12 protein-coding genes and 1 pseudogene are annotated in these 12892 nt (G+C 71.3%); 1 reads left to right on the top strand and 12 read right to left on the bottom strand.

Translation table 11 applies throughout. The features are described from left to right. Positions 1 to 31: 31 nt before the first annotated feature. The 7 genes and pseudogenes from ACFY0K_RS38300 to ACFY0K_RS38270 form a co-directional block, all read right to left on the bottom strand. Positions 32 to 358 carry a hypothetical protein gene (locus ACFY0K_RS38300; protein WP_390643749.1) on the bottom strand — a complete coding sequence of 109 codons (327 nt, stop codon included), beginning with the start codon at positions 356 to 358 and terminating at the stop codon, positions 32 to 34. A 294-nt stretch (positions 359 to 652) separates the two neighbouring features. Then, positions 653 to 2167: an Asp-tRNA(Asn)/Glu-tRNA(Gln) amidotransferase subunit GatB gene (gene gatB / locus ACFY0K_RS38295; protein WP_390643748.1), complete on the bottom strand. Its 1515-nt coding sequence runs from the start codon at positions 2165 to 2167 to the stop codon at positions 653 to 655. Positions 2168 to 2182: 15 nt separating this feature from the next. Then, positions 2183 to 2425 (bottom strand): hypothetical protein, encoded by a 243-nt coding sequence (locus ACFY0K_RS38290; protein WP_123973960.1) that lies wholly within the window; start codon positions 2423 to 2425, stop codon positions 2183 to 2185. Beyond that, positions 2422 to 3915: an Asp-tRNA(Asn)/Glu-tRNA(Gln) amidotransferase subunit GatA gene (gene gatA, locus ACFY0K_RS38285; protein WP_351961317.1), complete on the bottom strand. Its 1494-nt coding sequence runs from the start codon at positions 3913 to 3915 to the stop codon at positions 2422 to 2424. The genes ACFY0K_RS38290 and gatA overlap by 4 nt, the downstream gene beginning before the upstream one ends. A gap of 6 nt (positions 3916 to 3921) precedes the next feature. Next, the gene (gene gatC, locus ACFY0K_RS38280) at positions 3922 to 4218 is read right to left on the bottom strand and encodes an Asp-tRNA(Asn)/Glu-tRNA(Gln) amidotransferase subunit GatC (protein WP_007384860.1); all 297 of its coding nucleotides are present in this window, start codon (positions 4216 to 4218) and stop codon (positions 3922 to 3924) included. A gap of 178 nt (positions 4219 to 4396) precedes the next feature. Then, positions 4397 to 4501 (bottom strand): annotated as a pseudogene (locus tag ACFY0K_RS38275) (cupin); the annotation flags it as partial. A 37-nt stretch (positions 4502 to 4538) separates the two neighbouring features. Next, positions 4539 to 4910 carry a DUF4267 domain-containing protein gene (locus ACFY0K_RS38270; RefSeq protein WP_390643747.1) on the bottom strand — a complete coding sequence of 124 codons (372 nt, stop codon included), beginning with the start codon at positions 4908 to 4910 and terminating at the stop codon, positions 4539 to 4541. Positions 4911 to 5006: 96 nt separating this feature from the next. Here ACFY0K_RS38270 and ACFY0K_RS38265 point away from each other — a divergent pair, with 96 nt between their 5' ends. Further along, complete coding sequence (locus ACFY0K_RS38265) at positions 5007 to 5585, top strand: TetR/AcrR family transcriptional regulator (RefSeq protein WP_390643746.1); 579 nt, start codon at positions 5007 to 5009, stop codon at positions 5583 to 5585. A gap of 178 nt (positions 5586 to 5763) precedes the next feature. Here ACFY0K_RS38265 and ACFY0K_RS38260 read toward each other — a convergent pair whose 3' ends face one another. The 5 genes from ACFY0K_RS38260 to ACFY0K_RS38240 form a co-directional block, all read right to left on the bottom strand. Then, on the bottom strand, positions 5764 to 8013 hold the full coding sequence (locus ACFY0K_RS38260) for a putative bifunctional diguanylate cyclase/phosphodiesterase (RefSeq protein WP_390643745.1): 2250 nt from the start codon (positions 8011 to 8013) through the stop codon (positions 5764 to 5766). A 212-nt stretch (positions 8014 to 8225) separates the two neighbouring features. Next, complete coding sequence (ligA, locus tag ACFY0K_RS38255) at positions 8226 to 10421, bottom strand: NAD-dependent DNA ligase LigA (protein ID WP_390643744.1); 2196 nt, start codon at positions 10419 to 10421, stop codon at positions 8226 to 8228. Between the two features lie 13 nt (positions 10422 to 10434). Continuing rightward, a complete protein-coding gene (locus ACFY0K_RS38250; RefSeq protein WP_390643743.1) occupies positions 10435 to 11436 on the bottom strand; it encodes a methionine synthase in 1002 nt (333 codons plus the stop codon). 143 nt (positions 11437 to 11579) lie between these two features. Further along, positions 11580 to 12287 carry an SDR family oxidoreductase gene (locus ACFY0K_RS38245; RefSeq protein ID WP_390643742.1) on the bottom strand — a complete coding sequence of 236 codons (708 nt, stop codon included), beginning with the start codon at positions 12285 to 12287 and terminating at the stop codon, positions 11580 to 11582. 7 nt (positions 12288 to 12294) lie between these two features. Further along, positions 12295 to 12834, bottom strand: coding sequence for a TIGR00730 family Rossman fold protein (locus tag ACFY0K_RS38240; RefSeq protein WP_390643741.1), 540 nt, complete (start codon positions 12832 to 12834; stop codon positions 12295 to 12297). Between the last annotated feature and the right edge of the window lie 58 nt (positions 12835 to 12892).

The raw sequence follows: 12892 nt of genomic DNA, 5'->3' as shown, positions 1-12892 counted from the left end.
GGCGGCCCGATGCCGGTCCGGGGCGGGTGCGTCAGTCGAACTGGTCGCCGAGAGCCATGGTCATGACCCCCAGGATCATCAGCCACAGCGCCCAGCGGGTACGGCCGCGGGCCCCCAGCACCGCCGCGAGCACGCACACGGCGGACCCGGAGCCGTAGGCGGCCGGCACCAGGGCGGGCACCCCGCCGCCCACTCTCATCAGCGCGGCGGTGAGCCCCATCAGGGCCAGCAGCGCCCCGGTCACGGTGGCCGTCCAGCGGGCCCTGCGGGCGTCCTCGCAGAGGTCCTCGTCCTCGTCGTCCGCGGCCTCCACCCCGGTTGTCCCGGGTTCGGCGTCGGATTCGGCGTGTGCGGTCATGGCGGGCGAGCGTAGTGCCCGCACCTGAGGAAACCGGCTGCGAACCAGCTGGACAACTGCCGGCTTCCGCTGGTCAGCCTCCGTCGGCCCCTCGCCGACGACCGAAGCGGGTGCGTTGTTTGACGGTCCGAATGAGCTCCTACGCATCGACCTTCACTACGAAGATCACAAGGAGCCCGTTCAGCCATGTCCGACGCCGTCTCTCCCGCACCGTCGAAGGACCCCTCTCCCAGTGGAGGTGGTACGGCCCCGGAGGCGCTGCCTCCGGGGCCGTACCAGGTGCGTGGCGCTCGCTCAGCCCTCGCTGACGCCCAGCTTCTCCAGGATCAGCTCCTTGACGCGGGCCGCGTCGGCCTGGCCACGGGTCGCCTTCATGACCGCGCCGACCAGGGCGCCGGCCGCGGCCACCTTGCCGCCGCGGATCTTGTCGGCGACGCCCGGGTTGCCGGCGATGGCCTCCTCGACGGCGGCGGTCAGGGCGCCCTCGTCGGAGACGACCTTCAGGCCGCGCTTGTCGACGACCTCGTCAGGGGTGCCCTCGCCCGCGAGGACGCCCTCGATGACCTGCCGGGCCAGCTTGTCGTTCAGGTCACCCTTCGAGACCAGCTCGGTGACCCGGGCGACCTGCGCCGGGGTGATCGCCAGCTCGTCGAGCGAGGTGCCCGACTCGTTGGCGCTGCGCGCCAGTTCACCCATCCACCACTTGCGGGCGGAGGCCGCGTCGGCCCCGGCGTCGATGGTGGCGACGATCAGGTCCAGCGCGCCGGCGTTGATGATCGCCTGCATCTCCACCGCGGAGACGCCCCACTCGGCGAGCAGCCGGTTGCGGCGGGCCAGCGGCATCTCCGGCAGCGCGGCGCGGATCTCCTCGACCCACTCGCGCGAGGGCGCCACGGGGACCAGGTCGGGCTCCGGGAAGTACCGGTAGTCCTCGGCCTCCTCCTTCACGCGGCCCGAGGTCGTCGACCCGGTGTCCTCGTGGAAGTGCCGGGTCTCCTGGACGATCGTGCCGCCGGAGGACAGCACGGCCGCGTGCCGCATGATCTCGAAGCGGGCCGCGCGCTCCACGGACCGCAGCGAGTTCACGTTCTTGGTCTCGGAGCGGGTACCGAACTTCTCGGTGCCGATCGGGCGCAGCGACAGATTCACGTCGCAGCGCATCTGGCCCATCTCCATGCGGGCCTCGGACACACCGAGCGCCCGGATGAGCTCGCGCAGCTCACGGACGTACGCCCGCGCGACCTCGGGAGCGCGCTCGCCCGCGCCCTCGATCGGCTTGGTGACGATCTCGATGAGCGGGATGCCCGCGCGGTTGTAGTCGAGCAGGGAGTGGGACGCGCCGTGGATACGGCCGGTGGCGCCGCCGACGTGCGTCGACTTGCCGGTGTCCTCCTCCATGTGGGCGCGCTCGATCTCCACGCGGAAGGTCTCGCCGTCCTCCAGCTGTACGTCGAGGTAACCGTTGAAGGCGATCGGCTCGTCGTACTGGGAGGTCTGGAAGTTCTTCGGCATGTCCGGATAGAAGTAGTTCTTCCGGGCGAAGCGGCACCACTCGGCGATCTCGCAGTTCAGCGCGAGGCCGATCTTGATCGCGGACTCTACGCCGGTCGCGTTGACGACCGGGAGCGCGCCGGGCAGGCCGAGGCAGGTCGGGCAGGTCTGCGAGTTGGGCTCGGCGCCCAGCTCGGTCGAACAGCCGCAGAACATCTTGGTCCTGGTGCCGAGTTCGACATGGACCTCAAGGCCCATGACGGGGTCGTAGGACGCCAGCGCGTCCTCGTACGACACCAGGTCGGTCGTGGTGGTCACGGTGAAACTTCCCTCTCAGCCCAGCAGGACGTCGTCGTCACCCAGCCGCTTCAGCTCGCGGTAGAGGATGGCGAGGCCGGTGACGATCGCGACGGCGGACACGGTGGCGTCGATGAGCCGGAGCGTGTCGTGCTCGGCGCGGGCCTTCTTGATCTGCTTGGCGACACCGACCGCGCCGAACGCGGTGGTGGCCATGGACAGGTACGTACCGGACTTCGACTTCTTGAAGCCCTTGGCCTTCGACAGTGCGTTGCTCACAGCGACGGTGCCTCCTCAAGGAGCGGGTGACCCCACCTTTCCACGAAGGCGGCCTCGACGGCGGCGCCGACCTTGTAAAGGCGGTCGTCCTTGAGCGCCGGGGCGATGATCTGCAGGCCCACCGGGAGGTTGTCCTCCGGGGCGAGACCGCAGGGCAGCGACATCGCCGCGTTGCCCGCGAGGTTCGTCGGGATGGTGCACAGGTCGGCCAGGTACATCGCCATCGGGTCGTCGGCGCGCTCGCCGATCGCGAAGGCGGTGGTCGGCGTCGTGGGCGACACGATGACGTCCACCTGCTCGAAGGCCTTCTCGAAGTCGCGCGTGATGAGCGTGCGGACCTTCTGGGCGGAGCCGTAGTACGCGTCGTAGTACCCGCTGCTCAGCGCGTAGGTGCCGAGCATGATGCGGCGCTTGACCTCGGGGCCGAAGCCCGCCTCACGGGTGAGCGAGGTGACCTCTTCGGCGGAGTGGCCGCCGTCGTCGCCGGTCCGCAGGCCGTAGCGCAGGCCGTCGAAGCGGGCGAGGTTGCTCGAACACTCGCTGGGCGCGATCAGGTAGTACGCCGACAGCGCCAGGTCGAAGGACGGGCAGTCCAGCTCGACGATCTCGGCGCCCAGCTCCTTCAGCAGCGCGACGGACTCGTCGAACCGCTGGATGACGCCGGCCTGGTAGCCCTCGCCGCGGAACTGCTTGACCACGCCGACGCGCATGCCCTCGACGCTGCCGTTGCGGGCGGCCTCGACGACCGGCGGCACGGGCGCGTCGATGGAGGTGGAGTCCATCGGGTCGTGTCCTGCGATGACCTCGTGCAGGAGGGCCGCGTCCAGGACCGTACGGGCGCACGGGCCGCCCTGGTCCAGGGAGCTGGAGAAGGCGACCATGCCGTACCGGGACACCGCGCCGTACGTCGGCTTGACGCCGACCGTGCCGGTGACGGCGGCGGGCTGGCGGATGGAGCCGCCGGTGTCGGTGCCGATGGCGAGCGGCGCCTGGAACGAGGCGAGGGCGGCGGACGAGCCGCCACCGGAACCACCGGGGATCTTGGTCAGGTCCCAGGGGTTGCCGGTCGGTCCGTACGCGCTGTTCTCGGTGCTCGACCCCATGGCGAACTCGTCCATGTTGGTCTTGCCCAGGATGACCACGTCGGCGGCCTTCAGCCGCTTGGTGAGCGTGGCGTCGTACGGCGGGATCCAGCCTTCGAGGATCTTCGAGCCGACCGTGGTCGGGATGCCCTCGGTGGTGAAGATGTCCTTGAGCGCGAGCGGCACGCCGGCGAGCGGGCCGAGCTTCTCGCCCCGGGCCTTCTTCTCGTCGACGGCGCGGGCCTGCGCCAGGGCGCCCTCGCGGTCGACGTGCAGGAAGGCGTGCACCTTCTCGTCGACGGCCTCGATCCGGGCGAGGTGGGCCTCGGTGACCTCGACGGCCGTGAGCTCGCCGGCGGCGATCTTCGCGGCGATCTCGGCGGCGCCGAGCTTGATGATGTCCGTCATGGCTGTCTAGTCCTCCCCCAGGATCTGCGGCACCTTGAAACGCTGCTGCTCCTGGGCCGGGGCGCCGGAGAGCGCCTGCTCGGGGGTGAGCGAGGGACGGACCTCGTCCGCGCGCATGACGTTCGTCAGCGGCAGCGGGTGCGAGGTCGGCGGTACGTCTTGGTCGGCGACCTCGCTGACGCGGGCGACCGCGCCGATGATGTCGTCCAGCTGGCCGGCGAAGTGTTCGAGTTCTTCGGGCTTCAGCTCCAGACGCGCCAGCCGGGCGAGGTGGGCGACCTCCTCGCGCGTGATGCCAGGCATGCAGCGTTCCTCTGGGGTGAGTGTGTGTGGTTTGGAGCCAATCCTATGGGGCGGGGCCCGATGACCGTGAAACGGTTTCCTCCGGGCCCCGAAACCTCCGTGCGTCCGCGGCTCAGTCCCGGGCGTCCCAGGCCTCGCTCCGCAGGTAGTGGTTGTCGTACAGCTCCTGCACCTCCGGGCTGTCGGCGAGCAGCCTGACGCCGACCGGGTCACCGCCGACGACCTCGGCGTCGGCCTCCCGCACGATCACGGATTCATCGAACTTCGGCACGAACAATGACATTTCCGAACCCCCGGTTGATGACGAGACGCCGACGCGGTCAGACGAGGAAGAGCAGGGTGGCGCTGATCAGTACAACGATCGCGGTGGCGAAGTGGATCCCGTAGGCGACCGCCTTGGCCCCGCCGTTCCGCAGCACCGTCACCGTGTCCCCGAACGGTATGAGGGCGACGCAGAGCATGAACCAGGCCTCGGCCTGCGCGCCGGAGAAGGCCAGCAGCGCGAGCCCCACGACCCCGAACGTGCCGTCCCTGAGGCCCTTGACCGTGAGGTAGGCGCGGGCGTCACCCGCCGGGTCGGCGGGCACGCCGTAGCCGGCGGCGGCAGGCCCCGGCTGGAACAGGAACCGGTAGCCGAGGAACAGGCAGAACAGGTCGAGCAGGACGGCGAGCGTGTAGGCGGTGACGGTCATGGTGGCCCCCTGTTGGTTGTTTTCTAGCAGCGCTAGGACTGATAGCGAAGCTAGCAGAGCATCGACAGATTGGCTAGCGCTGCTAGAATCCGAAGCATGTCGATTCAGAACCGCCGGGAACGCGAACGGGCTGAGCGCGAACGGCTGATCGTCACGGCCGCCCGCGAACTCGCCGAGACGGAGGGCTGGGACGCGGTGACGACCCGCCGCCTGGCCGCCGAGATCGAGTACAGCCAGCCGGTCCTCTACAGCCACTTCAAGGGCAAGGACGCGATCATGGCGGCGGTGGCCGTCCAGGGCTGTGCGGACCTGGCGGAGGAGCTACGGGCGGCACACGCGTCGGTGACGGGCACCCGGGAGGCACTGGCCGCGGTGGCGACCACGTACACGTCGTTCGCGCGCCGTCGCCCGGCCCTCTACGACGCGATGTTCACCCACCTGGTGGACCTCCCGTTCGCCACCCCCGAGGCCCCGGAGCCGCTGCAGGCGGCCTTCGGCGAAATCCTGCGGGCGGTCGAGCCGATCACCGGCGCCGGCGAGAACGCGGGCGCCCTGACCGAGACCTTCTGGGCAGCCCTGCACGGCCTGGTGACCCTGATGCGCAGCGGCCGCCTCCCGGAAGAGGCCCACGAAACGAGACTGGCGCTCCTGGTCGACCACTTCGTCACTCCGTGAGGGGCAGGCCCCCTACTTGTGCCTTTTGCTTTTAGGGGCGCTGGGGGCACCCCCGGCCGAAGGCTGGGGGAGGAACTGCGCGACCAGCCACAACGCACCCGCACCCGCCGACACCACCGCACCGCCACGGCAGACGCTCACCTCTTGAGAAACGGTGAACGGGCGGGCGGGTGGGAAACTACTCGGCGGCCGGCAGAGCCGCCCGCGGCCGCTGCCACCCCCGCGCCCCCCGCGCCAGCAACCACGCCGTGGTCTCCTCCGGCGGCATCGCCGCGGCCACCAGCCACCCCTGCACGGCGTCACACCCCAGATCCCGCAGCCGCTCCCAGGTCTCGTCGTCCTCCACGCCCTCCGCGACCACCAGCAGCCCCAGCGAATGCGCGAGGTCGACCGTGCAGCGCACGATCTCCGCGTCCTCGTTGTCGACCGCCAGCCGGGCCACGAAGGACCGGTCGATCTTCAGCTCGCTCACCGGCAGCCGCCGCAGGTGCACGAGCGACGAGTACCCGGTGCCGAAGTCGTCGAGCGACATCTTCACGCCGTGCCCGTTCAGCCCCGCGAGGGTGTCGGCGGCCCGCTGCGGGTCCTCGAGCAGCACGTGCTCGGTTATCTCCAGCTGCAGCGCCCCGGCCGGTACCCCGTGCCGCGCCAGCCGCGCCGCCACCAGCCCCGCGAACCCCGGCGTGTGGACGTCGCGCGGCGAGACGTTGACCGCCACCGGCACCCGCAGCCCCTGCGCCCGCCACTCGGCGACCTGGCCGAGCGCGGTTTCCAGCACGTACTCCGTGAGGTGGGGCATCAGCCCGGAGGACTCGGCGATCGCTATGAACTCGTCCGGCGGCACCTTCCCGCGCTCCGGGTGGACCCACCGCACCAGCGCCTCGAGGCCGGCCACCTGTCCGTCGAAGCGGACCTTCGGCTGGTAGTGCAGCTGCACCTCGTGGGCGTCCAGGGCGCGCCGCAGATCGCCCAGCAGGCCCAGCCGGTCGGGGGTGTTGGAGTCCCGCTTGGACTCGTACACCTCGACGCCGGTCCGGTCCCGCTTCGCCTGGTACATCGCCACGTCCGCGCGGCGCAGCAGTCCCTCCGCGTCGAGCGCGTGGTCGGGGAAGACGGCGACCCCCGCGCTGGCCTCCAGGACGAGGGTGAGGCCGTCGAGGTCGAGCGGCGAGGAGAGGGCCGTGACCAGGCCCCGCGCCACCCGGGTGGCCGAGGTCGTGGAGTCGGCCACCGGGAGTAAGACCGCGAACTCGTCGCCGCCGAGCCGGGCCGCCTCCGCACCGCGCGGCAGCGCGGCCCGCAGCCGGTCGGCTATCTGGAGGAGCAGCCGGTCACCGGCGAGATGACCGAGCGTGTCATTGACCGAACGGAACCGGTCGAGGTCGATCAGCATGAGGGCGGAGCGGGCGCCGATGCGTTCGGCGTCGTCGAGGGCGGTCCAGATCCGTTCCAGCAGCCACTGCCGGTTGGGCAGTCCGGTCAGCGGGTCGCGCAGCTGCTCCTCGGCGCGGGCCCGGGCTATCCACAGGGTGGAGTCGAGGGCGACCAGCGGGATGGCGAACAGCGGCAGCAGCAGCGGCTGGGCGACGGTGACCACGCAGATCAGCGGGGCGATGCCGAGCAGCGCGACGGCGACCAGGCCCTGCCGCATCAGGGCGGTGCGCGCGACGGTGGGCAGGCCGCCGCCGCGGGGGGCGTGCAGGTACCAGAGCAGGGCGCGGGTGACGGCGAGGTAGGCGGCCGCGACGAGCACGACCTCGGGAGCGGTGGCGACGCTCCAGCTGCCGGGGTTCCAGGGTGACTCGACGGTCGGGACACGTCCGAACACGAGGAGCACCAGCGCGCCGGCACCGATGCCGAGGATGTCCACCGCGCCGTGCAGGACGCCCTGCCGCCAGCGGTGGCGCCTGGCTATGCCGACCAGGACGACGACGGTGAGGCTGACCATGCCGGCCGGCACCCAGCCGTACAGGAGGAGGACGGCGAGGGTGAGGGCGGCGCCGGAGCCGGTGCCGCCCCACCAGCGGGCGCGCCCCAGCAGGACGAGGTGGCCGACGATGATGCCGGTCAGCACGGCCAGCGACCAGCCGACCGTGCCGGACGGGAAGAGGGCGTGGTCGTCGGAGAACGCGCGGTAGAACCCGGCGCCGAGGACGAACGCGGCGGCCGCGACGACTGCGGCGGGCAGCGCGGGCCAGGACAGATGCCGTTCGTGCTCGGTGCCGACCAGGCCGGGCGGCGGTTCGACGGCGGCCAGCGGCAGCGGGTCGCGCGCGTCGGCCGCGGCGCTCACCGCCGGCATGCCCGGGGTACCCGGCATGCCGGGGCGCCGGTCGCCCCGCCCCGTCCACCGGCTCCCCCGCCACGCGCACGCCCGGCGGCGCAGCGGCAGCCGCGCGCCCGTGGCGGCGCTCTCGGTCGGTTCCATTCCCGTCCCTCTCACAGCCGGCGGTGCCCACGCCATGCGGTCCGTGCCCTGCCGGAGCACGGGAATGCCCCGACCGAGCTGGGCACGGCAGGTGCACGTCTCAACAGTAGGCCGCAGAAGGCTTCCACGGGCAGCGGTCGTAGACGGTTGCCCGATTGCGCCCCGGCCACCCGTATGCATCTGATATGCGCCGAACGGGTGGCCTTCAACCGCTACTCCCCGGTCGGAAGGGCGACTTCGGCCGCGGCTTCCGGTCCCTGCTCCAAAAGGACGACGAATCCGTCCTCGTTGAGAACAGGAACCTTCAGCTGCATCGCCTTGTCGTACTTCGATCCGGGGTTGTCACCGACGACCACGAAGGCGGTCTTCTTCGACACCGAGCCGGTCACCTTGGCGCCGCGGCTCTGCAGTGCGTCCTTGGCGCCGTCCCGGGTGTAGTGCTCCAGGGTTCCGGTCACGACGACGGTGAGGCCCTCCAGCGGACGCGGCCCCTCGTCCTCTCCCGTGGACTCGTCCTCCAGCGGGACGCCGGCGGCCTTCCACTTTCGGATGATCTCTCGGTGCCACTCCTCGGCGAACCACTCCTTGAGCGCGGTCGCGATGATGCCGCCGACGCCGTCGATGTTCGACAGCTCCTCCTCGGTGGCCTGCTCGATGCGGTCGATGGAGCGGAACTCGCGGGCCAGCGCCTGGGCGGCGACCGGTCCGACGTGGCGGATGGACAGGCCGTTGAGGAAGCGGGCGAGCGGGCGGGTCTTCGCCTCCTCGATCTTCTGGAGCAGCGCGAGGGTGTTCTTCTTGGGCTCGCCCTTCTGGTTGGCGAAGACCGTGACGACCTTCTCCTCGCCGGTCTTCGGGTCGCGCTTGGGCAGCCCGCTGTCCGGGTCGAGGACGTACGCCTTGATGGGCAGCAGCTTCTCGACGGTGAGGTCGAACAGGTCGCCCTCGTCGACCAGAGGCGGGTCGGCGGGCTCCAGCGGCCGGGTGAGCGCGGCCGCAGCGACCCCGCCGAAGTGGTCGATGTCCAGGCACTCACGGCCCGCGAGGTAGGAGACGCGCTCTCTCAACTGGGCCGGGCAGGTGCGGGCGTTGGGGCAGCGCAGATCGATGTCGCCCTCCTTCATCGGCCGCAGCGGCGTCCCGCACTCCGGGCACTCGGCCGGCATCACGAACTCCCGCTCGCTGCCGTCCCGCAGGTCGACGACCGGGCCGAGGATCTCCGGGATGACGTCACCGGCCTTGCGCAGCACCACGGTGTCGCCGATCAGCACGCCCTTGGCCTTGACGACCTCCTGGTTGTGCAGGGTGGCGAACTCCACCTCGCTGCCGGCCACGGTGACCGGCTCGACCTGGGCGTACGGCGTGACCCGCCCGGTGCGGCCGACGCCCACCTTGATGTCGATCAGCTTGGTGTTGACCTCTTCGGGCGCGTACTTGTACGCGATCGCCCACCGGGGGGCCCGCGCCGTCGAGCCGAGACGGCCCTGGAGCCGGATCTCGTCCAGCTTGACGACGACACCGTCGATCTCGTGCGCCACGGAGTGCCGGTTCTCGCCGTAGTAGGCGATGAACTCCCGCACGCCGTCGAGGCCGTCGACCACCCTGTTGTGCGGGGAGGTGGGCAGGCCCCAGGTCTTGAGCAGGTCGTAGGCCTCGGAGAGCCGGTTCAGACCCTCGAAGCCGGCCAGGGCGCCGATGCCGTGCACGACCATGTGCAGCGGGCGGGAGGCGGTGACCCGCGGGTCCTTCTGGCGCAGCGAACCGGCCGCCGCGTTGCGCGGGTTGGCGAACGGCTTGTCACCGGCCGCGACCAGGCGTTCGTTGAGCTCGGCGAACTTCTCCATCGGGAAGTAGACCTCGCCGCGGATCTCGACCAGGTCCGGGACCCGCTCGCCGTGCAGCCGGTCCGGGATCTCCGCGATCGTACGGACGTTGGGCGTGATGTCCTCGCCGGTGCGGCCGTCACCGCGGGTCGCCGCGCGGGTGAGGCGGCCGTGCTCGTAGGTGAGGTTGACGGCGAGACCGTCGACCTTCAGCTCGCACAGGAAGTGGTACTCCTGCTCGCCCAGCTCCTTGTGGATCCGCTCGGCCCAGGCCGCCAGGTCGTCGTCGTTGAACGTGTTGTCCAGCGACAGCATCCGCTCGCGGTGCTGGACCGACGTGAACTCCGTCTCGTACGCCCCCGCGACCTTCTGGGTCGGCGAGTCGGGCGTGCGCAGCTCGGGGTACTCGTCCTCCAGCGCCTCCAGCGACTTGAGGAGTTTGTCGAACTCCGCGTCGCTGATGACCGGAGCGTCGTTCACGTAGTACCGGAAGCGGTGCTCCTCGATCTGCTCAGCGAGCCGCGCGTGCTTCTCCCGTGCCTCGGCGGGCACTGCCGTCTCCGCCTGCTGCTTGTCGCCGGCCACCGTGTTCCTCCCGTTACTCTGGGTTGTCCGCGAGTGATCTCGCCGCCCGGACGCAGTGGGCGAGTGCCTCCCGGGCGTACGCGGGGGAAGCGCCCGCCAGCCCGCACGCCGGGGTGATGGTGACGGACTCCGCGAGAAGCCCCGGTCGCAGCCCCAGCCTGCGCCACAGCGTCCTGACACCCATGACGCTACCGGCAGGGTCTGACAATGCCGTGTCCGTGCCCGGCACGACACCGGCGAAGAGCCGGGTACCCGCCTCCACCGCCTCGCCGAGCACGTCGTCGTCACGTTCGGTGAGGAGCGAGAAGTCGAAGGAGACGGCGGCCGCCCCGGCGCGCCGCAGCAGCGCGAAGGGAACGTCCGGGGCGCAGGAGTGGACGACGACCGGGCCGTCGGCGTGGACGCCGAACACGTCGCGCAGGGTGGACTCGACGACCTGGCGGTCGACCGCGCGGTGGGTGCGGTAGCCGGAGGCGGTCTTCACCTGGCCGCGCAGTACGGCGGTGAGCGACGGCTCGTCGAGCTGGAGCACCAGGCGGGCGCCGGGGACGCGCCGCTGCATCTCGGCCAGGTGGAGACGCAGGCCCTCGGCGAGGGAGGCGGCCAGGTCACGGCAGGCGCCGGGGTCGGAGAGGGCGGACTCGCCGTTGCGCAGCTCCAGGGCGGCGGCCAGCGTCCAGGGCCCGACCGCCTGCACCTTCAGCGGGCCCGCGTACTCCTGGGTGAACTCCTCCAGCGCGTCCAGGTCCTCGCCCAGCCAGGACCTGGCCCGCCGGGTGTCGCGGCCCGGCCGGTCGCCGATCCGCCAGCCGCTGGGCTCCACGCGCGCGTACAGCTCGACGAGCAGGCCCGCGGTGCGGCCGATCATGTCGGCGCCGGGGCCGCGGGCGGGCAGCTCGGGCAGGAAGGGGAAGTCCTCGAAGCTGCCCGTCGCGGTCTTGGCGGCCTCGCGGGCGTCGGTGCCGGGGAGCGAGCCGACGCCTGTGGCGGGGCCGAAGTCGGAGATTGCGTTCACGGGAGGAGCCTAAGCGGGGTGGGCGGTCCCGTGTGCGGCGGTGCGGGTCCGGCGGGGCACGCTCATGGCTGGTCGCGGAGTTCCTCCCCCAGCCTTCGGCCGGGGGTGCCCCCTGCGCCCCTGACGGGGCGCCGCACACAGGCTCAGCCGGGAAGCGGGCCCGGACGCACGGTCAGGTCGTTGATCTCCGCGTCCCTCGGCAGGTCCAGGGCCGTCAGGATCGTGGTCGCCACCGACTCCGGGTCGATCCAGCGCGCCGGGTCGTACTCCTTGCCCTCCTGCTGGTGGACCTTGGCCTGCATCGGGCTCGCCGTGCGGCCCGGGTAGACCGAGGTGACGCGGACGCCGTTGCCGTGCTCCTCGGCGCGGAGGGAGTCGGCGAGGGCCTTCAGGCCGTGCTTGGAGGCCGCGTACGCCGACCAGCCCGAGTGCGCGTGGAGACCCGCGCCGGAGTTCACGAACAGCACGTGACCGCGGGCGGCGCGGAGTTGGGGCAGGAAGTGCCGGGTCAGCTCGGCCGGTGCGATCAGGTTGACGTTGAGCTGGTGGCGCCAGGACTTCGGGGTCAGCTCGCCGACCTCGCCCAGGTCGACGACGCCGGCGATGTGCAGCAGCGAGTCCACCCGGTCCGGGAGGCTCTGGTGGGAGAAGGCCCAGGAGAGCTTGTCCGGGTCGGCCAGGTCGCCGACCAGGGTGCGGGCGCCGGGAAACCCTGCGGCCAGTTCCTTCGCTCGGCCCGCGTCGCGCGCGTGCAGTACGACGTCGTCCCCGCGCGCGTGCAGGCGCCGGGCCACCGCGGCGCCGATGCCGGAACCGGCGCCGGTGATCACATGAGTTGCCATGGGGGCCATGCTCGCATCAGCGGGTGCCGCGGCCTGTCTCCAGGTACGTGATCGCCTCGGCGGGGTCCTCCGCGAAGAACATCAGCTCCGACAGGGGGCGGGGCAGGAAGCCCTCCGCCTCCATGCGGTGGAACTGCTGCTTCAGGCCGTCGTAGAAGCCGGCGGTGTTGAGCAGGACGACGGGCTTGTCGGTGCGGCCGTGCTTCTTCAGCTCCAGGATCTCGGTGGCCTCGTCGAGGGTGCCGGTGCCGCCGACCATGATGACCACGGCGTCGGCCCTCTCCAGGAGCAGTCGCTTGCGTTCGGCGAGGTCGGCCGCGATGACCATCTCGTCGGCGCCCGGGCGGGCCTTGTTGGCGAGGAACTCGACGGAGATGCCGATCAACTTGCCGCCGGCTTCCTGGACGCCGTCGGCGACCACTTTCATGAGGCCGACGTTGGAACCGCCCCAGACCAGGGAGTGGCCGCCCTTGCCGATGAGTTCCGCGAAGTCGCGGGCGGGGCGGGTGTAGCGGTCGTCCAGGTCGGCGGCGGAGAGGAAGACACAGATGCGCATGGGGAAAGGGTAGGCGTTGGCCGTCGGCGGCTGCGGGTGCGTTGTGGCTGATCGCGCA

It is taken from the genome of Streptomyces sp. NPDC001507 (assembly GCF_042894765.1).
In the GTDB taxonomy this organism is placed as follows: Bacteria; Actinomycetota; Actinomycetes; order Streptomycetales; family Streptomycetaceae; genus Streptomyces.
The sequence above is the reverse complement of the archived record's forward strand: the minus strand, read 5'-3'. Positions and strand labels throughout refer to the sequence as shown.